The organism is Terasakiella sp. (genome assembly GCF_048267425.1).
Lineage (GTDB): Bacteria > Pseudomonadota > Alphaproteobacteria > Rhodospirillales > Terasakiellaceae > Terasakiella.
Window position 1 is genome coordinate 108,810 of sequence record NZ_JBLWXN010000007.1, and the last position, 22,006, is coordinate 130,815.

A 22,006-nucleotide genomic window follows, 5' to 3' on the forward strand; every position below is an offset into this window, starting at 1 on the left:
ACCAATCAGGACAGAAAGTCAATAACTTACGCTTTAGGCCAAACCATTGTTCAAAGTGACATTGATGTTTTCAGCAACACTGGCCTGCGCCCCGGATGATGAATGGTCGTAGGTGGTATATCCGTTGGACGTTGTCCCCTGTGACCATCCGCTATCTGCAAAAGTAACACTGTCAGAAGATGTTCCATCGATGATGACACTGTCGTTGTTGCTCATGGATGTAATATCGCTGGACTCAAATATCAGGCTGTTGGCATTGCCGTCTGTTTGCAGGTCGATCTGTTCAATGGAATAGATTTGAACACTGTTTGTCGTCAGATCTAGATTATCACCATTGTCCAGGCGTAGCGTATCAGTGCCGCTGCCCCCGTTTAAGGTTGCATCCCCGTCACTGTAGATGATCGTATCATCCCCATAGCTGGTGTAAATGATATCGGCCCCTTCCCCACCGCTGGCGGTGTCGCCATCACGGCCCGTCCAGATGAAATCGTCACCACTGCCGCCATAGACGGTATCAGCGCCTTTCCCTGTCCAGATATTATCATTATCGCCTTCGCCATAGACAGTATCATCGCCATTATCCGTCCAGATGAAATCGTTACCGGACCCGCCATAGATGACATCGTTGCCATTATGCGACCAAATGAAATCGGCCCCGTCCCCACCGCGAATAACATCGGCACCATTGCCGCCGGAAAGCTGGTCGGAACCGCTTGATCCCACAATTTCGCCCGGTGTTCCGGTGATGACTTGATCGGCAAATTGATAATTTTCGATATCGATCAAAGTGTCCTGACCGTCATCCCCATCGGCGGTGTTGTTGTCTGTGATGGTTAATTCGCCGTTTTCGTTGGTGGCAAAGGTATAGTCATCGCGGTTGCCATTAAAGACAGCCGTATCATCCCCATCACCACCATCCAGATAATCATTGCCGCTTCCTCCGGTCAATTGATCATTGCCGGCCAAGGCGGTTATGGTGTCGCTACCTTCTGTGCCACTTAATGTGTTGGCCGTACTGGTCCCTTCTGTAATGCCATCTTCGGCAAAGCTGGCAACGGCTTGTGTCGAAACACTCTCCAACCCATCGGAGACCGTATAAGTAAAGGTCACATCATCGGTGGAATTGGCAACGGGGGTGTAGGTCCAACTGTCATTAGCGTTGTAGGTCAAAGTCCCGCCTGCGTTGGTTTGCAGGTTCTGAATTTGTAGGCTATCGTTATCCACATCTGTTGTATTTGCCAGTAATTGTGCCTTGGTAAAGGTCAGGCTGGTATCTTCTTGTCCGTTCAAGCTTATCGGGGCACTGACAATCGGGGCATCGTTCACGTCAGCAAAATGGACCGTGGCAGTTGTCGCCAATGTCCCACCGTTATTGTCACTGATGGTGTAGCTAAAAGTGACATCATCGATGGCATTTTCAGCCGGGGTAAAGGTCCAGCCGTTTTCTGTTGCAACCAGTGAACCCGATGAAGCCGTCAGGTTTTGAATGACCATGTCATCCCCGTCCACGTCGGTTGCATTGGCGAGCAATTGCGCCGCCGTCAGATCAAAGGCGGTGTCTTCCGTCGCGTTAAAGGACACAAGGTTGGAAATGGTCGGGGCATCGTTGACCGGACTAAGAGTCAAGGTTGCGGTCTGCTGTGCCGATAAAGCTTGTCCATCAGAAATATTATACGTGAACGTTACCGGGGCTGTGCTGTTTGCTGTCGGTGTGAAGTGCCAGTTTCCGCTTTGGCTGTTGAAGGCAAGGCTGCCTGTGCCACTGCTGATGGATAGATTGGCAACACTGATACTGTCTTCGTTCTGATCGTAACTGCCGTTTAAAAGCTGCGCAGGTGTAATCGTAATATAGCCTGCTTCGCCGCCGTCTTCCAAACCACTCAAAGAAACAGCATCGCCAAGGGTGGGGGCAATGTTCGGGTTTTCACCTTCCTGACCTTGGTAGTTGTTATGTACATTGATGGTGGCCGTTGTGGCGGTTTTGCTGGTTCCGTCATAGACGTTATAGGTGAGCGTGACATTATCAAAACATTGTGGGGTAAAGGACCATCCGCCATCGGTTTCACTTGTGTAACCGCTTGAAAATGAAATATCGGTGATGGACAGGTTTGCACTGTCGGTATCAATATCGGTTGCATAAGCCAGCAGTTGCGATTTACTGAGGAAAACGGTGTCTTCAATATAAACGCTGAATGTGGCAGTTCCGGTGATGATAGGCGCATCGTCGACACTGGCAATGTTTACAACCGCATGACCATCGGTTGTGGTGGTCCCATCGGAGACTTTAAATGTGAAAGAGACTTCCCCATTTGCGTTTGCGGCTGGTGTATAGGTCCATGTGGTTGCGTTCATTTTTTGAACGCTGCCCCCATCGTTTGTTGCCAGGTTTTCAATGTTGAGCGTATCGCCGTCCACATCGCTGGCATATTCATTTAACAGTTGATCTTGTGTAATCGTCAGAACGGTGTCTTCCGTCCCACTTAGACTGACAGGTGTGCTTGAAACCGTTGGGGCATCGTTGACAGCACCAAATTTGGCTGTTGCCGTGGTGTCAATTGTCCCTCCGTTGCCGTCGCTGATGGTATAGGTAAAGGTGATATCGGAGGTGCTGTTTTCGCCGGGGGTATAAAGCCAGCCATCAACTGTTTCTTCAAGGCTTCCTTGTTGATCACGACCATCTATCGCAAAGTTTTCGATGCTGAGCGTATCACCATCCACATCGTTGGCATAAGCCAGCAATTGTGCTTTGCTAATGGATAGCACTGTATCTTCTGTGCCATTTAAGATGACGGTGTTGGAAAGGGTTGGGGCGTCATTTACGTTTTCAATTTCAAGCGTAGCCGTCTGCTGTACGCTCGCGCCTTTGCCGTCACTGACGGTGTAGGTCAGGATGACATCGTCGGTTGAATTGAGTGTGGGCGTAACTGTCCATGTGCCATTTCCGTTATCGACAACGGCCCCACCAGAGGTGGCAACGACATTCAAAATATCCAGACTGTCCCCGTCTATATCACTGGCATGGGCCAGTAATTGCGATTTGGTCAGATTAATTGTGCTGTCTTCTTGATAATTGCCTTCGCTGTCACTGGAAAGAGTCACGGGGCCACTTAAGACGGGTGCATCATTCACCGGTGTTATTGAAATTTGTGCCGTCGTGGGCGTTGATTTAAAACCGTCGGAGACTTCATAAGACAGGGTAAGGGTCTCGGTTGAATCCGCATTCGGAGTAATGGTCCATGTCTGATTCCCATTATCTTGTACGGTTGCACCGCTGACCGTAACCTTGCGTACATGCATTGTTTCTGTATCGCTGGCGTTGGCAAGCAATTGTGCTTCACTGAGTGTGATGGCCTTATCTTCCAATGTGGTGAAAGATGTTGGCTCACTTATGGTTGGTGCAGCATTGCTGGTGTTGGTTGAACCGTCGCCATTAACATCCCCGATTGCGGCCCCTTCAATTTTGTTGGTTAAGCTGCTTGCGCTATATTGATTTTGCAGATCGTTAAGGTTGCTATTGTCGCGCACTGCCGTTTGCAGGTCACTGGCGGCATTACTGGCAACCACGGCAACTTGCGCCAGACTGGACAGGAAGTCATTCCCCGTTCCCCCCAGTGCGATATAATCATCAACGACACTGTTTGAGGCACTGATAATCTGCGCACTGTTGGCGGCGGCGGCGTTGGCCTTGGTGAGGTCATCCCCACTGAGCAAATCACCTGCGGCTTGTGAAATAACGGACTGGATTTTTGAAGCGTCTGAGATATTAAAGCTGCTGCCTTGGGTTTTGATGGCATCAGCAATGGCACCGAACAGGGTGTTGCCTGTGGCTCCGGCATCCAATGTTGTACTACTGGAGCCTTCCAGAACAGAAGCCGCTTGAACAATGGTGTTTTGAATTTGTACGCCGACAGCCGCCAGTTTTGCAATATCACTGTTGGATGCCCCGGCAACGGGGTCGGTCGTTGTTAGATCAAGATCGGCGCTGAGACCAAAGGCGGCTTTAAGATCGCTTTCAGAAACACCGTTGGCAAGCAGGGTTGTTAACGGGGTAACGACCGTTGACCTTTCGGGGGCTTGCAAAACACCATAGAAGGCTTTGCCCGTTGCGATGTCTGTTCCGCCGGACATGGATATAATGTAATCATTGGCGCTCGTGCTGAGGGTATAATTCCCGCTGCTATCGGTGATGGTGCGGTCTGTTTCGTTGGCATCCATGACGCCGTCTTTATCCAGATCAATCCAAACGTCAGCCCCGCTGAGATAACCATCCACACCTTTACCGCTTAATGAGACCGGCTCGGGGTCATTATTGACGGGTGTGGTGTTTTCTTCTTCCTGTTTGCCTGCGTTTTCGTCCTCGTCGTTCTGGCCTGTCTCGCCTGTGTAATTTCCACTTTCACCATTATCTAATTGTGCGACAACAATGGGGCCGGATGATCCGTTGTCGTCGTCATTTTCATGGGGGACAAAAACGTGATTGCCGTCTTCGTTGCCCTCTTCTTGTTGTTCGCCATTTTGGGGGCCATCTGTTGTTTTGTCGGCAAATTGGTTGTTGCTTTCCCCCGGATTGGCGTTCGTATTGGCTTCATAGCCGACATATTCACGCGCGCGTTGGAATGCATTTTGCGTGATTTCATAGGCCCCTTGTGCGGCATTTTGTGCGACTTCTGCGGCGGCATTGGCTTGTTGGGCTTCCTCGCGCGCTTCCAGCATAAATTGATAAGCCTGAGTTGCCTTGTCTTCGGCTTGCAGCGCAGATTGCCTTGCGGTCTCTGCATTTTGCCAGATTTGTTGCAGGTTGAATTCCAGCTTGCTGAGCGCCTGTTGCAACTGCAAAATTTCCTGATCCGTCGCGCCGGAGGCTATCAATTCCTGCAATTGTTCTTGTAAAAGCTGAAGTTTTTCTTCTTCTGTTAAAGCTTGTTGTGCCAAGGCATCAGCTTCGAGCTTGGCGTCATCGGCAGCTTGTTTCAAGGCTTGTGCATCGGCTTCGGCCTGTTGGGCCTGTGCTTCGGCATCCTGTGCTTCACGGGCTGCGATTTCGGCGGCTTCTTTCAAGGCGGCTTCAAGTTCTTTTGCTTCCAGTGCTTTTTCCGCAAGACTGGGGGGCAGATGGTTTAACGTGTCGCGTGTGAAACGGTTGATTTCATCTGTGCTGAATTGGGAAGATCTGAAATCATTGGCAGATCCGCCGTCCCAGCTCCACCCCACATTGGCCTGATTGGTGGACCCTAATGGAGAACCGTTTAAGGCAAAAATAACAATCTCGCCCGGGGTGTCGCCTTCCAATGTGGTTTCAATCAGGTTAATCGCGCGGAATTTCCCTTCGGCATATTCCAGAAAGACTTTGGTTCCGCGAATACCAATGGTGGCAACCGGTGTGTTGATGGCGACAGCGTCAGGATTGATTTTGGCGATTTGTCCACTGACATAGCTGGCGGTGCCTTCAATAAGGGAAAGGACCGAGCTGCCTTCTTGGTTGCCGGGATCATAGACCAGTTCATCCAACACCATTTCGGAGTTCTCACCGAGGGAGAATGTGCTTGTGTCTGCAAGGGTAATACCGACACCGCCATCGGTGGATGTTTCCAAACGGTCACCTTGGAAAACGGGATCACCTGTATTTAAAATGGCGCTGCTGCCATCGGCGCGCACAACGCTGACGCTTCCACTGATTTCTTCGACAAGGCCGATTGGCTCGCCTAACGCAACATCACCTTGTGGTGTGGCTTGTGCCGTCTGTAATCCGGGGATGTCAAGAACGGGGGCGGCTTGGGTATATTGGTTGATGCTGTCAATGTCGGGCAGGTTATCATAGGCCTGTGTATTCAGCCATTCGCCGTTTGCTTGTTGTAAATTGGGGCTGTGTTCCTGCTGGTAATATCCCTGAATGAGAAAATGATCACCTTGGGCTGACTCAATAATCATATCGGTGCCATCACGAATGACGGTGGCATCAGACATGCTTAACCCTTCCGGTAATTGAATGACCGGCGTACTCCCTTGAGGTTCGAGCACGTGAAAGGGGTGACTGTCGCCTACATCAAAAACGGTTTTCATAGACAATCCTCATATTGTCTATACCATTCGTTCAGTCTTCGTTTATCGATGCTTTGTTTTCTGACCCTCAAGACTTGGCCCTATTGGACCTCCGCATCTTTTGATAAAAAATACATAACGAAATAGTATTTACTCGGTATTACCTATTTCTAAAGATATGTATTTTTACGTATGTTTCCTAGGTTTTATTTTAAGATTTATAAATCGCTTAATAAGTGTGTAATGTTTACTCTTTATTTCAATGCATTGATGGAAAAAACGTGGGCTTTTAAGGTTATGTCCCGTACTTTTACGAGTGCCTTATTTGAAGGGGAGGCGCCTCTTTATTTTGCGAATCGTTCTTGTTGACGTATTGAAAATCTCTCTCTCTTTATGTCGGTTTGCCTTAGTGACGTAAGTTTTACTTCACGTGGTTTATTTTTTTGAAATAGGCAAACTATCGCTGTTTATGCAACCTAAGCTCACCAACACAATAGTTCTTTTCAAGTAAAAGAGTTTGCCTGTTGCCGCGCTCTCTAAATTTTCATTATGGAGGCTGACAGATGTCTGTTCGCAAACTGGGTTGTAATATGTCTGAAAGCATGAATGAGGGGCATATTCATTCAATCGCTTTTCCCTTTATATTTGTTATGTTGTACGGCACGGGATTTGTTGGTGCAAAATATGGCTTGCCTTATGCGGAACCTGTAACTTTTTTGGTTTGGCGTTTTGCCATTGCTGCCTGCGTTGTTGCAGGGATAGGTTTGTTTTTTAAGGCGAATTGGCCAAAAAGTTGGAGAGAGGCTTTCCATATCAGTGTTGCAGGCATGTTGACGGTCGGTACTTTTTCTCTTGGCGTTTTTGTCGCGATTGACATGGGATTGTCGCCGGCCTTATCCGCATTAATTATTGCCTTGCAGCCTGTGCTGGTTGCTGTTGTTGCCCGTCGTATGTTGGGTGAAAGCCTGAAGCTGTTTCAATGGTTGGGGCTGGTCTTCGGTTTGATCGGAATTGTGTTTGTCGTTAGCCAGAAATTGGATTTTACCTCTGTTCATATGACCGGTCTTGGCATGGCGGTGATTGGCTTATTAGGGTTAAGTTTCGGCAACCTGTACCAAAAACGTTTTTGCGCAGATATGAACATTTTTTCAGGAGGCGCCATCCAGTCATTTGCGTCTTGTGTAATGTGTCTGCCATTCGCTTTTGCCTTTGAGACAATGCAGGTGGAATGGTCCGTGCAATTCATCGGGGCGTTGGGCTATATGTCTATCGGTGTATCTGTTGGTGCGCTGAGTTTGCTCTATGTGATGATCCGCCGTGGCGAAGTCAGCCGGGTGGCCAGTATCTTTTACTTTGTTCCGGTTTCTGCAGCTCTTGTTTCCAGTTTTCTATTTGAAGAAAAGATTGATCTACCAGTTGCAATTGGTATTTCGATTACGGCGCTGGGGGTGATGCTTGTCAATCGTCAGTCAAAAAAATAGGCAAATGAAAAGAATTGGAAACTTATGGCGAAAATATCTTCTGATGACGTGGATCGTTTATCCATTCTTTGGCGGTATTTTTAAGCCAGTTGAAAAAGACTTTAACAGATGGTCGCATGGGACGTTGAGCGGAATAAACGATGTAATAGGCGGTTTCCTCAATTTCCCATTTATTGATGGGGGTGATCAAATCACCTGTTTCTAGCCAGTCGGCAATGAGACAGGCCCGTCCCATAAGTAATCCTTTGCCAAGGCGTGCCGCTTCACAGGCAATATGGCTATCAGAAAAGTGTATATGTTCTTTAAATTGGGGATTTTGGATCCCTTGTTCTTCCAGCCATTTTCGCATGTTGTACTTTATTCCCTTAAGATTGCCCTCGTCGTCGATGATCGGCAAGCGTATGAGATCTTGTAAGGTGATTTCATGTGCTTTTTTCCCCAACATATCTTCCAATAATTGGGGGTGGCAGGCCGGGGCAACTGCTTCTGGCAGGAGTTTGTAGGTTTCTAATCCAAGATAGTCACCCGTTCCATACCGAATGGCAAAATCGATATCATATTTGTTAAGATCACAAAGTGCTGTCGTGGACGTCAGATCAATTTCAATATCAGGGTGTTTTTCTGTGAAATCGTTTAGTTTAGGTAATAACCATAATGTTGAAAAAGAGGGCAAGACGGAAATTCGAATGAGGTTGTTGGAAGATGTATCCATGCCAATAATATGGGATGTTGCTGTTGTAATTGCATTGATTGCGCGCGAGACCTCTTGAAAATATTCACGTCCGCGCTCTGTCAAAATCAACTCGCGCGTTCTGCGATCAAATAGGGAAATTCCAAGCCAATTTTCCAAATTTCGAATTTGCTGACTGATCGCTGAACTTGAAATCCCCATTTCTTTGGAGGCAGCGGCAATGGTGCCGGATCTTGCGACAATTACGAAAGTACGAACGGCATTGAGTGGGGGGAGGTTTTTCATTGCAGGTTCTGTGGCTGTTTTAGGAATTTTGTTACTTAAAAGCTATTGTTTATCGTGAAGAAAGGAAGCTTCAATATGGCCCTTGATCTGTTGAAGGTCATCAAGTATCTGGGGTTGACGTGCATGCCAAAATGTTTCGACGGTTGAAAAGTGTTCTAGAATAAATTTCTTAAGACGATTGGTTTCTTGCAAAATATCGATGCGACTACGCTCGGCGGTATTGTGGGTGATGGTATCGCCAAAATGCTGCGCTTCTTTCAGGCTGACTTCGGAAAAGAGGCTGTAATCTTCAAACCGTTTAAAACGGGGATAAATTCCGAAATCTTGTGAACGCTCATGCATGGGGGTGCGGGGCAAAAGGAGAAGGGGATTGACCCAGCGCGGGATAGCCCCCCGTACCATCGTTTTTTTTATAAAATTGCAGGTATCTTCTTCTGCCCGAGGGGCATCGGGTAAGCCAGATAGCCACCATGTGTAAGGAACAATGCCCGCTTCGACGGCATCGTGGATATTTTCAAGGATGGCATCCATATCACTGGGGCGTTTGATGATTTCTAAAACATGGCGGGAGCCGGACTCCACACCAAAATCAATACTGGCGTGTTTTGCCATGCGGTTTATGGCGTGAAAGCCTGTTTTTGAAAAACTGTTCGGGTGGGCGAAAATGTTGATATGGTCCAGATATATATTTTGCCGGGCCATTTCATCTGCGATTTGAGACACCATTTTATCGCCGCCGATAAAAAGATTGTCTTGAATGGAAATTTGCCGGATACCTTGGCCCATAATATGTTTCATATGGGCGACGATCCATTCGGGGGAATGAAAGTGCAGTTTGTTTCGGCCTTGTAAATTCCCCATGACATGTTCAAGACAGAAAGCACATTTAAGGGGGCAACTTCCCCGGCCTGTGCTGAGCGCGGCGACATGCAGGTTTTTATCTCTGGCTTGTAAAAAACTGTAATCGTAGAAGGGGAGGCTATCTATATTCTGGACCACCTCGGGGGCGATGACGCGGGCGTGAGACTGATTATGACTACATAAAAACAGTCCGGGTATTTGCAGGGGCATTTGTCCTTCGTTTTCCAAATGCCGACACAGGTTCAGAAGCGTTCTTTCCGCTTCTCCATTAACGACGCCATCTGCATATCCTTCTGCGGCCTTTGCCAACTGCCGGGTAAAGAGGGTTGCATGCTGCCCACCGATAACGATTTTAGTGTCCGGGTAGTTTTGGCGGATCATGCGGGCCAGCTCTATGGCCCCTTTGCTGAAATGTACCCAGTTCAGGGCGATGGCAACCAACAAGGGCCGGGCTTCACCAATTTCGGTTATAAGATCATTCAGGCTATGGCTTTTGTTCGCCAGCAAGTTTGGAATATGTAAGCCTTTAGCATCAAAACCGTTTTGATTGAGATAAGCACCCACGCTAAGAAGACCCAAAGAGAACTGCTGATCATCAAGACAGGGGGTGACGTGCGGGATGTTGACGGGGGGCTGAATGATATAAACGCGAGATCGTGGGGCCATTTTCCGAACTTTGTTGTTAGATATTTTTTAAGATCGTGATTTCTTGCGTTTTCAGGAGAAATAAAGAAAGGGATAGGGTCATAACATAGTATGAGAGGTTGAATATCTACAATATCCTGTACGTGATTGTTGTTTTTGGTACGAAATACTTGTAAAATATACAACTTTAAGAAAAAATCATCAATGAAAATATGATATATTTCGATGAATGGCAGAGGCTTTTATGAGCTTTATCTGGCATGTGCGTCTTAACTGTGAGGTGGATAACAAAAGTTTAAGCGTGACTGTGTCAGATTACGCGCAATCTATAAAAATCTTGATTTGGAAACCATTACTGTTTCAGGTACGGTTTCTCTCCAATGTTAAAAATTTGCGGGCATTTCGCCACTAAAAGGATTCGTGATTTGTTTATTCGATCATTTACAAAAATCGCAAGTGTTGCAGCTATGGCTTTGGTTGTTGCTTCCTGCGGTGAAGAACAAAAAGGAAGCGCCGGTGCGGGCGCGCAGCGTCCCGGGGTGGCGGTCAATACAATGGTGTTGAATGCCACAAAAGTCCGTTTGTCTGAAGAAATGCCCGGTCGTACTGTTGCCTTTCGTAAAACCGATGTACGCCCACAGGTGGACGGGATTATTGAAGCCCGCAAATTTGAAGAAGGCGCGTATGTCGAACAGGATCAGGCCTTGTACGTGATTGATCAGGCTGTTTATGTCGCTGCCCTTGATGCGGCAAAGGCGGAACTTGATCGTCAAAAAGCGACATTGAGCCAAGCGGTCAAAACGCGTGTCCGTTATGAAAAATTGATCAAAACCAAGGCGTTGAGCGAACAAAAGTATGATGACGCTGTTGCTGTTGAAGCTCAGGCGCGCGCTGCTGTTGCTGCGGCCAAGGCTAAAGTTGATCAAGCCCAAATCAATATGGAAGATACAACGGTGAAAGCCCCGATTTCCGGCCAGATCGGCGCATCTGCCTTTAACGAAGGGTCCCTTGTTATCGCAAGTCAAGGTAATGCCTTGGCAAGCATTACACAGCTGGATCCGATTTATGTCGACGTTATTCAGGCTGGCGGTCGTTTGATGAAAATTAAACACGCGGTTCAGTCTGGTCGCTTGCAAGGTGTTGATGCCGGTAAAATTGATGTGACATTAACGGTTGATGCAACGGGTGTGGAATATCCCCATAAAGGAACGCTTAAGTTCTCTGATGTGAGTGTGAACGAAACAACAGGGACGGTGCGTTTGCGCGCAGTCTTCCCAAATCCAAAACGCGATTTACTGCCGGGTATGTTTGTGCGTGGAACCGTGTATCAAGGGGAATTGGACGGTGTTTACGTCGTTCCACAAAAAGCGGTGATGCGTCGCCCGGACGGGTCAGCCTTTGTTTATGCTGTTGAAGAAGGTAAGGCGACGGTCAAGCCGATTACAATTGAACAATCCCAAGGTAATGACTGGTTGGTGACGGCTGGTCTCACGGACGGTGTTGAAATTGTCGTTGAAGGTTTACAGCGTATCGCACCGGGCGCAGCGGTTATTGCACAGCCGCTAAACGCGGCAAATGACGCAAAACCCAGTAAATAGGAACAGCGAATATGGCAAAGTTTTTTATTGACCGCCCCGTATTCGCATGGGTTGTTGCCCTTGTGATTATGTTGGCGGGTGGCTTGTCGATCTTTCAGTTACCGGTCGAACAATACCCGACGATTGCGCCGCCTTCGGTTAAGATTAATACGTCTTATCCCGGTGCTTCTGCCAGTACGGTGGAAAATGCCGTTACACAGGTGATCGAAGAACAAATGAATGGTCTGGATTACTTGCGTTATATCTCTTCTGCAAGTGATGCCAACGGTTCCGTTGAAATCACATTGACCTTTGAAGCAGAGGCAAACCCGGATATTGCACAGGTTCAGGTGCAAAATAAACTGCAAGGGGCGATGTCCCTGTTACCGGCAGAAGTGCAGCAACAAGGGGTGACGGTCTCTAAATCCGGCGGGTCTTTCCTGATGGTTGTCGGGATTGTGTCATCTGATAACAGTCTGGATCGTTCAGATTTATCTGATTTTGTTGTGACATCATTACGTGATCCGATCGCACGGGTAAACGGTGTTGGCAGTGTGCGTGTCTTTGGGGCCAAGCATGCGATGCGGGTCTGGCTCGATCCTAACAAGTTGATCAGTTATAACCTGACCGTATCTGACGTGACCTCAGCTATTGCGGCCCAAAACACCGAAGTCACAGCTGGCCAAATCGGGGGGATGCCTGCGGTTTCCGGTCAACAATTGAACGCGACAATCACCGCACAAAGCAAGCTGCAAACAGTTGAAGAATTTGCCAATATCTTACTGCGGGTGAATACAGACGGCTCACAGGTTCGTCTTGGTGATGTTTCCCGACTTGAAATCGGTTCGGAAAATTATGCGGTGACGGCCCGTTATAACGGGCAACCCGCAACCGGCATCGGTGTCACCTTGGCGACTGGGGCAAACGCCTTGGATACGGCTGAGGCGGTCAAGGCCCGGATGGAGGAATTGAAACCCTTCTTCCCGCAAGGCGTTGAAGTGGTTTATCCCTATGACACAACCCCGTTTGTGAAGGTTTCGATCAAGGAAGTGGTCAATACGCTGTTTGAAGCGATTGTGCTGGTTTTCCTCGTGATGTTGCTGTTCCTGCAAAACTGGCGCGCAACCCTGATTCCGACGATTGCGGTTCCGGTTGTCTTGCTGGGGACGTTTGCTGTTCTGTCCGCGTTTGGATATTCCATCAATACCTTGACCATGTTCGGTATGGTACTGGCCATTGGCTTGTTGGTGGATGATGCCATTGTTGTGGTGGAAAACGTTGAACGGATTATGCACGAAGACGGGTTATCCCCGCGTGAAGCGACCCGTAAATCAATGGATCAGATCACAGGTGCCTTGATCGGTATCGCGCTTGTTCTTTCCGCCGTGTTTGTCCCGATGGCCTTCTTTGCCGGGTCTACCGGTGCGATTTACCGCCAGTTTTCCATCACGATCGTTTCGGCGATGGGGTTCTCGGTTCTGGTTGCGATTATTCTGACACCGGCCCTTTGTGCCACGATGTTAAAACCGTCCAAACATAATCCTTATGAAAGAAAAGGCTTCTTTGGTTGGTTTAACCGTGGTTTTGATAAGACGAACCTGTTTTATCAAAACAGTGTCAGTTACATCACGGTTCGGAAATTCCGTTTTCTGGTGATTTACGCGGCATTGGTTGGGGCGTTGATCTTCTCTTATAACCGTTTGCCGGGGTCCTTCCTGCCGGATGAAGATCAGGGGATCATGTTCTCCATGCTGCAATTACCAGCCGGGGCTTCTCAGGAACGCACGGTCGAAGTTCTCAAGAAAATTGAAAAACATTTTCTGGAGAATGAGACAGAAAACGTCAATGGCCTGTTTACTGTTGCGGGTTTCTCGTTCGCGGGTAGTGGTCAAAACACGGGGATTGCCTTTATCAACCTGAAAGACTGGTCGGAACGGACGCGTCCGGATCAATCGGTCAAGGCGGTTATCGGACGGGCCTATGGGATGTTTGGCCAGATCAAGGAAGCAATGGTGTTTGCATTTGCCCCACCTGCCATCATCGAACTGGGGACAGCAAACGGCTTTAATATGCAGTTGGTTGATCGCAGTGGTATCGGTCACGAAGCCTTGATGGCAGCACGTAACCAGTTGTTGGGTATGGCTGCACAAGATCCGCGTGTTGTGGGTGTGCGCCCGAACGGGATGAACGATACCCCCCAATTTGATATCAATATCGATCAGGAAAAAGCCAGTGCACTGGGTGTCAATATCGCCGATATCAATCGCACATTGGCAACCGCGTGGGGGTCCAGTTACGTCAATGATTTCATTGAAAAGGGACGGATCAAGAAGGTTTATATTCAAGCCGACGCCCCTTATCGGATGATGCCGGAAGATATTGCCCATTGGTATGTCCGCAATAACCAAGGGGAAATGGTTCCGATCTCGGCCTTTTCCAGCACGCAATGGACTTATGGCTCCCCGCGTCTGGAACGTTTTAACAGCTTGTCGTCTTTGAATATTCAAGGTCAGGCGGCACCGGGCGTTGCCTCGGGTGAAGCCATGGCGGCAATGGAAGAAATGGTTGCCAAACTTCCCGGCGGGATCGGTTTGGAATGGCAAGGTTTGTCTTATGAGGAACAAGAAGCCGGTGAACAGGGACCAACCTTGTATCTGTTGTCTGCAATTGTAATTTTCCTCAGCCTTGCGGCCCTTTATGAAAGCTGGACCATTCCGGTATCGGTTATGATGGTTGTGCCATTGGGGATTTTGGGCGCCGTTCTGGCGGTGATGTTGCGGGGTTTGCCTGGTGACGTTTACTTCCAGGTTGCTATTTTGACGACGATTGGTCTTTCGGCGAAAAACGCGATTTTGATCGTGGAATTTGCCCGTGACCTTTACGAACAGGGAATGGATGTGGTTGCTGCAACTGTCGAAGCTGCGCGTCAACGTCTACGCCCGATCGTTATGACCTCTATGGCCTTTACCTTGGGGGTTCTCCCGCTGGCCATCAGCAGTGGTGCCGGTGCCGGTGCCCGTATTGCGGTGGGGACAGGCGTTATGGGCGGGATGATTGCAGCAACAGTGCTGGCGATTTTCTTTGTTCCGTTATTCTTCGTGCTGATTATCGGCCTGTTTGGTCGAAAGAAAAAGCCGGAAGATGAAAGTTTAGCTTCATAAGAGAAGAAGCTGAAAAGATAAAAAGGGAGGCGATTATGCCTCCCTTTTTTTATGATGTGATCCTAAATTTCCTTTATGAACAGACCATGTGATTTACGACCGACTGTGATTTTAATCTGATTGGTTTCTACAAAATCGGACATGGTCAGTTGTTGTACTTCATCTGTGACACGACAATCATTCAGCCGGACACCACCGTTTTTAATCAGGCGCCGACCTTCGCTTTTACTTTTGCAGAAACCGATTTCATGCAGAAGGTCATTCACCCGAACGCCCGTGTTTAATCGCTCGTTTGAGATGGTCAATCGTGGTAGGGCTTGCCCGATTTGACCTGTTTCAAAAGTTTGTCGTGCGGTCTCTTCCATTTTTTGTGCAATCGCAGTTCCGTGGCACAGGGCCGTGACTTCATTTGCCAGTCGTTTTTTGGCTTCATTGATCTCGGCCCCTTTCAAGGAGGCCATTTCGTTTATTTCTGATAAGGGAACCTCGGTAAATAACCGCAAAAAGCGTAAGACATCATCATCTTCCGTATTGCGCCAAAATTGCCAGAAGTCCCAAGGGGAAAGCCGATCTTCATTCAACCAAACAGCCCCGGAGGCCGTCTTGCCCATTTTTGCACCGGAGGACGTGGTTAACAGGTTGGTTGTCAAGCCAAACAGGTTTTGTCCGTTTATACGGCGACCCAATTCGATCCCATTGACGATATTACCCCATTGATCGGATCCGCCCATTTGCAGGACACAGCCGAACCGTTTGGAAAGTTCGACAAAATCAAAGGCCTGCAAAATCATGTAGTTGAATTCTAGAAAAGTCAGGGGTTGTTCCCGGTCCAGCCGTGATTTGACGGAATCAAAACTCAACATTCTATTGACGGTGAAATGGGGACCCACATCGCGCAGAACGGACAGGTATTTTAAATTATCCAGCCAATCGGCGTTATTCACCAAAACGGCATCGCTTGGCCCATCGCCAAAGGTCAGGTATTTTGAAAACACCTTTTTGATCCCGGCGATATTGGCGGCAATTTGGGCGTTATTTAAAATGGGACGTGTTGTATCGCGAAAACTGGGATCGCCAATACGTGTGGTGCCACCACCGATCAACACGATGGGTTTGTGTCCGCATTTTTGTAGCCAACGCAATGTCATAATGGACATGAGATGACCGACATGCAGGCTATCAGCCGTGGCATCAAACCCAATGTAAGCGGGTGTTACCTGCTTTGATAATGTGTCAGCAAGTGCGCCTGTGTCACTGCATTGATGGATGAAACCACGGTCCTGCAAAACCTGCAGAAAGTTCGGCGTGTGTTGATTAAGTGTAGATTGGGTCGTCATGGAAACATTCTCCGATTAAACGGCCGATGTTCGGAAAAAGAATGTTTGCAAAGAGGACATGCTACCGAACGTCGGCAGCATGTTGATCAATTTTTAGGAATCGAACGAAAACACCGCCATATGTGGCAGCGCATAATATGTAGTACTATGGAATATACGATCGATCATGGGGATGTCCTACGCCTCTTTTGCATCAAGGTCCAGTAAAATTTTATTCAGTTTTTTTTCCAATCGCCAGATGCTTTCTTGTGCGTTGTGTTTGCCATGAACGCCCCCATCAACATCTATGCGATCCAGAAGTTCGAAGGTATAGAAAGCATCGTAATGAAGATGAACTTCCTCGGGATGAATGGAAAACGGCGGGCCTTGCACAAGGTCTTGATTATATTCGTAGGTAATCAGTAATTGCGGGGCGCATTGGGTTAATGCCATCAAGTGCTTACTATATTGACGGCGCATGCTTTCGGGAAGGGCGACCAGTGCGGCACGGTCATAAACCGCATCAATCGGGGCGATTTGTTCGGCTTTCAGGTGAAAAATATCACCGACAAAAATATCAATATTCGGCGCGTTGTAATGGATCAGATCGTCTTGGATCGTGCGTGTTGGTGTGATTTCCAATTCTTCGAATAACTGGATGATGGCGCTTTCGATTAATTCGGCTCCGACCACACGATAGCCATGCCCCAACAACCATGCAATATCGCGGGTTTTGCCGCATAAGGGCAAAAAGACGCTTTGGTTTGGGGAAAGGTGAAGTGTGTGAAAGTAATTGGTCAGCAGTTCGTTGGGTTGACCTTCATGGAAGCCAAGTTTGTTGTTGTCCCATTTATCCTGCCAAAAATGATGTTCCATATATTTACTCCTGACGTTGTTTATTTCTACAAGTTACTGTAAGCTACAAGCTCAAGTTAACTTGAGGTCAAGATAAAAATGACATCACCTATCATTTTAGATATTGGTGACGTGTCCAAACAATCGGGTTTGGCCGTTTCCACTTTGCGCTTTTATGAAGAAAAAGGCTTGATTCAATCGTGCGGTCGCCGGGGGATGCGTCGTTTGTTTGAAGCCAATGTCCTATTACGTCTGGCCTTAATCTCGCTGGGTAAAAATGCGGGCTTTTCATTGGATGAAATGGATGAAATTTTCACCTTTCAGGATGGTGTGCAGATTGATCGTGATCGTCTTATAAACAAGGCTGAAGAACTGGACCTGAAAATCCGCCAGCTTAAAGCCGTAAGTGAGGGGTTACGACATGCGGCAGATTGTTCTGCCCCCAGCCATTTGGAATGTCCATCATTTCAACGCTTGCTGGATGGAGCGTTGAAGAAAAACAAAGTCAAACGTAAAATTAAGGGCGTTTAGGCGGTAAAAGCCGTAAGGACTTCCGTCCATCAACTGACAAGGCAGGCAGCATTTCGTAAACGAAGGCTTCAATCGCCGTATCGGTTTTCTCACGGGATTGGCGCATCGTGTTGTGGATTTTTTTGATACTCTCCAGATCCAGTGTATCTCGTTTAATCACCTCGGCCAGTTGACTCATAGTCTGATCCATATCTTTGGCACCGACGCGCATGTTTGGGGCATGCTTAGTCAGTAATTGTTCGAAGATGATTTTATCTTGGCCATGCAGGTCTTCACCAATGCGTTTAAACATATGTTCGGGTGAAGGGGGGCCGGGGGGCGGCCTGTGAAATTGTGTGGGGCTAAGAATAATATAGCCAATTAAAATGACATTGAGGAACAAGGATCCCCATGCCAAAAGATTGCGCCAATGGTTTCTCAACATGCCAACCATTCCTAGAAGCCTCCATATAAATAGGAGCCAGCCAAAACGTAGGAGGCGGTTTCTGTATTTTGTAAAAGATGGCCGGCCCATAAGACGCAGGTTGCAAGCCCAAGTACACCGAGGCCAACAAACAACCCATCTTTGAAGGAGAGTGCCCGGAATATTGGAGAGGCCTTGCAGGGGATAGACAAGAGGATACGATCTTCCAGACGCGACAGGCGCGGGGCGGATGTATCGACCTTAAAGGCATCAAGCCAGCGTTTGAGTTGTTGATCAGTTGTTTTTGTCATCGGCCCAGCCTTCTATACCCAAATCAGTCAGCCTTGCTTTTAAAGCATGTCGTGCGCGATGAAGCAAGGCAGTTACCGCACCGGGGGTGAGATCCAATATTTCTGAGATTTGCGGAGCGTTCAATCCTTCGTAATATGAAAGGACAATGACGACACGCTGTTGGTTTGTTAGTTCAAAAAACAAATTTTGGATGATTTCCTGCAATTGTTTTTCGTGGATATGCGATAAAGCATCTTTTTGGCATGAGGGCAAAATATCGATTTGTTCAATCGGTATATGTTTGGTTTGTCGAAATTTATCGATACACAGATTAACAGTTACGCGATAGAGCCATGTCTTAAGTTGTGCGCTGCCTTTTTGGTTCCACGTGGCTGCTTTATGCCACAATTTAATCATGACTTCCTGCGCGATATCTTCGGCACCGTGGCTGTCCATGATCATACGTTCTGCGGTTTTCAAGACGTAAGGGAGGTGGCGTTGTATCAAAGAATGGAAGGCTTCTTGATCACCTATGGCCATGCGATCAAGAAGCTCGGCATCCGTCTTTTGTTTTCCAAAAGCTGCCCTCAAAGCCTTACTTCCATCCTTTGGTACAAACGTGTCTCACAAGTGCATCTTATAAAGATGCAAGGGTCTGTTGCTGCAAAGTTGCCAAATTAGCTGCATTTGCATAGGCGCTACTGGCGTCAGAATAAGCGGAATTGCGATATTGTTCCAATTCCTTCTGGATGAGTTCAAGAATGTCTTCTTCGGTTGATGTGCTTTCGCTTTCATCGGTATCATCCGTTGATGACACAGTGGTGGTATCGTCTTCATCGTTTGTGGTCGTACTGCTTTCTTGCAATGCTTCCAATAAAGCAGACATCATGCCACCTCCCATCATACCTCCGGGCGGGGGTGGGGGAGGTGGTGCAGCGTTTGCAAATTCTTCTTCTGAGACGGAACCATCGCCGTCGCTATCCATTTGGGAAAAAAGTTCGGCAGAAGACGGGCCGCCAGTCGGAGCATCTGCGGGTTTTGCGGCCTCGAATTCTTCCAGTGTGAATTGTCCATCACCATCGCTATCAATTTTGGCAAACATTTCTTCACGACGCTGACGGGCATAGTCAAGCGCACTGCTGGAGCCATAGGAACTAATAGAGTCCATTTTACTCTCCTCTAAGGGCAAAGGAACATGTTCATTCTGAACAAGATGCATACCGAATGGGATGCACAGATAGTTACACGGATGACAAAGTAAAAAACTTACGCAAAAAAATGATTTTTTTGGGCGCAGTAAAAAAAACTTGAATGAAAGAATAAATCCTATAAATTAATAATGATTATTAATTGCAAATAAGTGATTTGAAAACGAGGTGTAGGATGCAATCCGTTCAGGCTTATTCTGTCAGGCAATTTCAGCAGTGGGTCAATAATAATGCCGGATCGTTATTACGGGCGGTGATTTATACGATCGGTCACTTTTTTATCGCAGCAACCTGTGTTTGGTATTTTACCGGAGCCAGCTTCTCGGCAGCAATTACCGATGCGGTTGTGGAACCGTTGATCAATGGCTTGTGGTATTTTGTTCTGGATCGATTTTGGGCCAGTCGGTTTTCGTGATTGAGGCCCCGTTAAATCATTCACACTTTGAGATCACGACTGGGGACCCATGTTGTTGCAAAGCCTTCAACAACGATCTCGCCATCGACTTCGCAGGTTGTGTCCAGTTCGACAAAGTTCTTTTCCGGGATTAATTTACGAACGACCACACGGGCGTTGACAGCATCCCCGATAAACACAGGTTTTCTAAACTTAATCTCTTGATTGACATAAAGGGCCCCCGGACCGGGTAGGCGACAGCCAACAAGGGTGGAAATCAAACTTGCGGATATAAAACCATGTGCAATGCGGGTCTTAAAACGGGTATGTTTGGCAAAATCTTCATTCAGATGAATGGGGCAGGTGTCGCCTGACACGCCGGCAAACATATTAATGTCAGCTTCGGTGACAGTTTTACCGAAACTAGCGGACATGCCAACTTCGATATCTTCAAAACAATAACCGAATTGTTCCTGAATATGGACGGGAATATCGTTCATGGCAGCCTCGCGTTTGCTTGATTATCGGAATGATTATGATAAGCAAGACAAGAGGCAAAGGGCAGCGAACAATTGTGAAAAATTGTATAGGCATAAAAACGGCCCCTTCCTGTAATCAGGAAAGGACCGTTTTTAACATAGATTGTGTCCGCGGACCGGGGAGAATTATTCCGCCGGAACCGTTTGCATTTTCAGGCCGACAACGTCCTGCATCATGCGGATAACCTGTGCGCTGTAACCGGACTCGTTATCGTACCAGACGTACAGTACGAGACGGTTGCCGTCCACGATGGTTGCCAAGGAGTCAACCACACCAGCGTGTGTCGAACCCACCATGTCTGTAGAGACCAATTCAGAAGAGGTGGTGTAATCGATCTGGTCCTGCATTTCGGAGTTTAGCGAAATATTACGCAGGTAGTCGTTCATTTCTTCCTTGGTGGTTTCTTTGCCAAGGTTCAGGTTCATAATTGCCATAGAAACGTTCGGTGTCGGTACGCGAACGGCGTTCCCCGTCAGTTTACCTTTCATTTCCGGCAGACATTTACCAACGGCACTGGCAGCGCCTGTGCTGGTCAGAACCATGTTCAACGGTGCAGAACGACCACGACGATCACCTTTGTGGTAGTTGTCGATCAAGTTCTGGTCGTTGGTGTAAGAGTGGATGGTTTCCACGTGACCGTTTTCGATACCAAATTCGTCGTTGATGGCTTTCAAGACCGGTGTGATGGCATTTGTTGTACAGGATGCCGCACTCAAGATGGTGTCGGTTGCTTCGATGTCACCGTGGTTTACACCGTAAACGATGTTTTTGATGTTGCCTTTACCTGGTGCTGTCAAAAGGACCTTGGAGGCACCTGGACATTTCAGGTGTTGGCCAAGACCTTCTTCATCGCGCCACATGCCGGTGTTGTCAACGACCAGTGCGTTTTTGATGCCGTACTTGGTGTAATCAACTTCTGCCGGAGAATTGGCATAAATAACTTTGATATAAACGCCGTTTGCGATGATGGCGCTTTCTTCCTCGTCTACCTTGATGGAACCGTTAAAGGCACCGTGGACGGAGTCGCGACGCAGCAAGCTGGCGCGTTTTTTCAAATCACCTTCTTTACCGCCACGCACAACGATGGCACGCAGGCACATTTTATTGCCGTCACCGACACGTTCAATCAACATACGGGCAAGCAGACGACCGATCCGACCAAAACCGTACAGAACGACATCTTGCGGTTCATCCAGAATTGTGCCTTTACCGGTGTTGATGCAGCCCAGTTGATCTTTCAGGAAGGTTTCAGCGTCGCCGCCTTTTTGCATGAAATCATAGCACAAACGACCAAGGTCAACGCGTGCCGGTGCCAAATCCATGGTAGACATGGCTTGAACCAGTTCCAGACTTTTGGGAATATCAAGCTCTCCACCAACCATTTGCAAAGCATAACGGTGAGCTTTGATGATATCGATGGCGGAGTTGTTCAGAAGACGGCGACCGAAGATTCTGATTGTCACGCCATTGTCGCGATAGAGTTGGCCAACCAGCGGAATCATTTGTTCAGCAGAGCTTTGCTGTTCTTTCCACTTCGCGAAGTGCGAGGCACTCGAATTCGTCATGCTCAATTTCCCTTTGTCATATAAAGCACATGTAATTTACATGCAGAAATAACCATCACGGAAAAAGCTGCCGAACAGACGCTGTCAGTGTTGCCAGTGCCGATCTTGCGTTTCCAGATGGCTCCAAATTCTGTGGGGTAGATAGCAAAACTGACACAAAAAA

At 47.8% G+C, this 22,006-nt stretch carries 16 protein-coding genes; 5 read left to right on the plus strand and 11 right to left on the minus strand.

Annotation, left to right across the window (positions count from 1 at the left end):
* Nucleotides 1–33: 33 nt before the first annotated feature.
* On the minus strand, nucleotides 34–6,060 hold the full coding sequence (locus ACN0VA_RS12195) for a cadherin-like domain-containing protein (protein WP_417821421.1): 6,027 nt from the start codon (nucleotides 6,058–6,060) through the stop codon (nucleotides 34–36).
* 542 nt (nucleotides 6,061–6,602) lie between these two features.
* Between ACN0VA_RS12195 and ACN0VA_RS12200 the strand changes: the two genes are divergently transcribed.
* On the plus strand, nucleotides 6,603–7,520 hold the full coding sequence (locus ACN0VA_RS12200) for a DMT family transporter (RefSeq protein WP_417821422.1): 918 nt from the start codon (nucleotides 6,603–6,605) through the stop codon (nucleotides 7,518–7,520).
* A 22-nt stretch (nucleotides 7,521–7,542) separates the two neighbouring features.
* Here ACN0VA_RS12200 and ACN0VA_RS12205 read toward each other — a convergent pair whose 3' ends face one another.
* On the minus strand, nucleotides 7,543–8,496 hold the full coding sequence (locus ACN0VA_RS12205) for a LysR substrate-binding domain-containing protein (RefSeq protein WP_417821423.1): 954 nt from the start codon (nucleotides 8,494–8,496) through the stop codon (nucleotides 7,543–7,545).
* 42 nt (nucleotides 8,497–8,538) lie between these two features.
* A complete protein-coding gene (locus tag ACN0VA_RS12210; protein ID WP_417821424.1) occupies nucleotides 8,539–10,023 on the minus strand; it encodes a B12-binding domain-containing radical SAM protein in 1,485 nt (494 codons plus the stop codon).
* A gap of 404 nt (nucleotides 10,024–10,427) precedes the next feature.
* Here ACN0VA_RS12210 and ACN0VA_RS12215 point away from each other — a divergent pair, with 404 nt between their 5' ends.
* Together ACN0VA_RS12215 and ACN0VA_RS12220 are read left to right on the plus strand one after the other, a co-directional pair.
* The gene (locus ACN0VA_RS12215; protein WP_417821425.1) at nucleotides 10,428–11,600 is read left to right on the plus strand and encodes an efflux RND transporter periplasmic adaptor subunit; all 1,173 of its coding nucleotides are present in this window, start codon (nucleotides 10,428–10,430) and stop codon (nucleotides 11,598–11,600) included.
* Between the two features lie 11 nt (nucleotides 11,601–11,611).
* Complete coding sequence (locus tag ACN0VA_RS12220; protein WP_417821426.1) at nucleotides 11,612–14,740, plus strand: efflux RND transporter permease subunit; 3,129 nt, start codon at nucleotides 11,612–11,614, stop codon at nucleotides 14,738–14,740.
* A gap of 62 nt (nucleotides 14,741–14,802) precedes the next feature.
* Here the strand turns inward: ACN0VA_RS12220 and tyrS are convergent, their stop codons facing one another.
* A complete protein-coding gene (gene tyrS, locus ACN0VA_RS12225; protein ID WP_417821427.1) occupies nucleotides 14,803–16,077 on the minus strand; it encodes a tyrosine--tRNA ligase in 1,275 nt (424 codons plus the stop codon).
* Nucleotides 16,078–16,254: 177 nt separating this feature from the next.
* Complete coding sequence (tmpT, locus tag ACN0VA_RS12230) at nucleotides 16,255–16,932, minus strand: thiopurine S-methyltransferase (RefSeq protein ID WP_417821428.1); 678 nt, start codon at nucleotides 16,930–16,932, stop codon at nucleotides 16,255–16,257.
* A 78-nt stretch (nucleotides 16,933–17,010) separates the two neighbouring features.
* Here tmpT and ACN0VA_RS12235 point away from each other — a divergent pair, with 78 nt between their 5' ends.
* Nucleotides 17,011–17,442 (plus strand): helix-turn-helix domain-containing protein, encoded by a 432-nt coding sequence (locus tag ACN0VA_RS12235; RefSeq protein WP_417821429.1) that lies wholly within the window; start codon nucleotides 17,011–17,013, stop codon nucleotides 17,440–17,442.
* On the opposite strand, the gene ACN0VA_RS12240 is transcribed toward ACN0VA_RS12235, so the two are convergent.
* Genes ACN0VA_RS12240 through ACN0VA_RS12255 form a run of 4 tightly spaced genes read right to left on the minus strand, consistent with a single transcriptional unit; the run spans nucleotide 17,429 to nucleotide 19,304 of the window.
* Nucleotides 17,429–17,866 (minus strand): periplasmic heavy metal sensor, encoded by a 438-nt coding sequence (locus tag ACN0VA_RS12240; RefSeq protein WP_417821430.1) that lies wholly within the window; start codon nucleotides 17,864–17,866, stop codon nucleotides 17,429–17,431. The two genes, ACN0VA_RS12235 and ACN0VA_RS12240, sit on opposite strands and share 14 nt — an antisense overlap.
* 11 nt (nucleotides 17,867–17,877) lie before the next feature.
* A complete protein-coding gene (locus ACN0VA_RS12245) occupies nucleotides 17,878–18,156 on the minus strand; it encodes a hypothetical protein (protein WP_417821431.1) in 279 nt (92 codons plus the stop codon).
* The gene (locus ACN0VA_RS12250; RefSeq protein ID WP_417821432.1) at nucleotides 18,140–18,727 is read right to left on the minus strand and encodes a sigma-70 family RNA polymerase sigma factor; all 588 of its coding nucleotides are present in this window, start codon (nucleotides 18,725–18,727) and stop codon (nucleotides 18,140–18,142) included. Before ACN0VA_RS12250 ends, ACN0VA_RS12245 begins: the two co-directional genes overlap by 17 nt.
* A gap of 46 nt (nucleotides 18,728–18,773) precedes the next feature.
* Nucleotides 18,774–19,304, minus strand: coding sequence for an EF-hand domain-containing protein (locus tag ACN0VA_RS12255; RefSeq protein ID WP_417821433.1), 531 nt, complete (start codon nucleotides 19,302–19,304; stop codon nucleotides 18,774–18,776).
* Nucleotides 19,305–19,519: 215 nt separating this feature from the next.
* Between ACN0VA_RS12255 and ACN0VA_RS12260 the strand changes: the two genes are divergently transcribed.
* Nucleotides 19,520–19,759, plus strand: coding sequence for a DUF2061 domain-containing protein (locus ACN0VA_RS12260; protein ID WP_188661618.1), 240 nt, complete (start codon nucleotides 19,520–19,522; stop codon nucleotides 19,757–19,759).
* 20 nt (nucleotides 19,760–19,779) lie between these two features.
* On the opposite strand, the gene ACN0VA_RS12265 is transcribed toward ACN0VA_RS12260, so the two are convergent.
* Together ACN0VA_RS12265 and ACN0VA_RS12270 are read right to left on the minus strand one after the other, a co-directional pair.
* Nucleotides 19,780–20,238 (minus strand): MaoC family dehydratase, encoded by a 459-nt coding sequence (locus ACN0VA_RS12265; protein WP_417821434.1) that lies wholly within the window; start codon nucleotides 20,236–20,238, stop codon nucleotides 19,780–19,782.
* Between the two features lie 165 nt (nucleotides 20,239–20,403).
* Complete coding sequence (locus ACN0VA_RS12270; protein ID WP_417821435.1) at nucleotides 20,404–21,843, minus strand: glyceraldehyde-3-phosphate dehydrogenase; 1,440 nt, start codon at nucleotides 21,841–21,843, stop codon at nucleotides 20,404–20,406.
* Between the last annotated feature and the right edge of the window lie 163 nt (nucleotides 21,844–22,006).

Bases quoted from the DNA above. Each gene is read 5' to 3' on its own strand.
- ACN0VA_RS12195 (WP_417821421.1), bottom strand. From the start codon at position 6,060: ATGAAAACCGTTTTTGATGTAGGCGACAGTCACCCCTTTCACGTGCTC.
- ACN0VA_RS12200 (WP_417821422.1), top strand. From the start codon at position 6,603: ATGTCTGTTCGCAAACTGGGTTGTAATATGTCTGAAAGCATGAATGAG.
- ACN0VA_RS12205 (WP_417821423.1), bottom strand. From the start codon at position 8,496: ATGAAAAACCTCCCCCCACTCAATGCCGTTCGTACTTTCGTAATTGTC.
- ACN0VA_RS12210 (WP_417821424.1), bottom strand. From the start codon at position 10,023: ATGGCCCCACGATCTCGCGTTTATATCATTCAGCCCCCCGTCAACATC.
- ACN0VA_RS12220 (WP_417821426.1), top strand. From the start codon at position 11,612: ATGGCAAAGTTTTTTATTGACCGCCCCGTATTCGCATGGGTTGTTGCC.
- tyrS (WP_417821427.1), bottom strand. From the start codon at position 16,077: ATGACGACCCAATCTACACTTAATCAACACACGCCGAACTTTCTGCAG.
- tmpT (WP_417821428.1), bottom strand. From the start codon at position 16,932: ATGGAACATCATTTTTGGCAGGATAAATGGGACAACAACAAACTTGGC.
- ACN0VA_RS12235 (WP_417821429.1), top strand. From the start codon at position 17,011: ATGACATCACCTATCATTTTAGATATTGGTGACGTGTCCAAACAATCG.
- ACN0VA_RS12240 (WP_417821430.1), bottom strand. From the start codon at position 17,866: ATGTTGAGAAACCATTGGCGCAATCTTTTGGCATGGGGATCCTTGTTC.
- ACN0VA_RS12245 (WP_417821431.1), bottom strand. From the start codon at position 18,156: ATGACAAAAACAACTGATCAACAACTCAAACGCTGGCTTGATGCCTTT.
- ACN0VA_RS12255 (WP_417821433.1), bottom strand. From the start codon at position 19,304: ATGGACTCTATTAGTTCCTATGGCTCCAGCAGTGCGCTTGACTATGCC.
- ACN0VA_RS12260 (WP_188661618.1), top strand. From the start codon at position 19,520: ATGCAATCCGTTCAGGCTTATTCTGTCAGGCAATTTCAGCAGTGGGTC.
- ACN0VA_RS12265 (WP_417821434.1), bottom strand. From the start codon at position 20,238: ATGAACGATATTCCCGTCCATATTCAGGAACAATTCGGTTATTGTTTT.
- ACN0VA_RS12270 (WP_417821435.1), bottom strand. From the start codon at position 21,843: ATGACGAATTCGAGTGCCTCGCACTTCGCGAAGTGGAAAGAACAGCAA.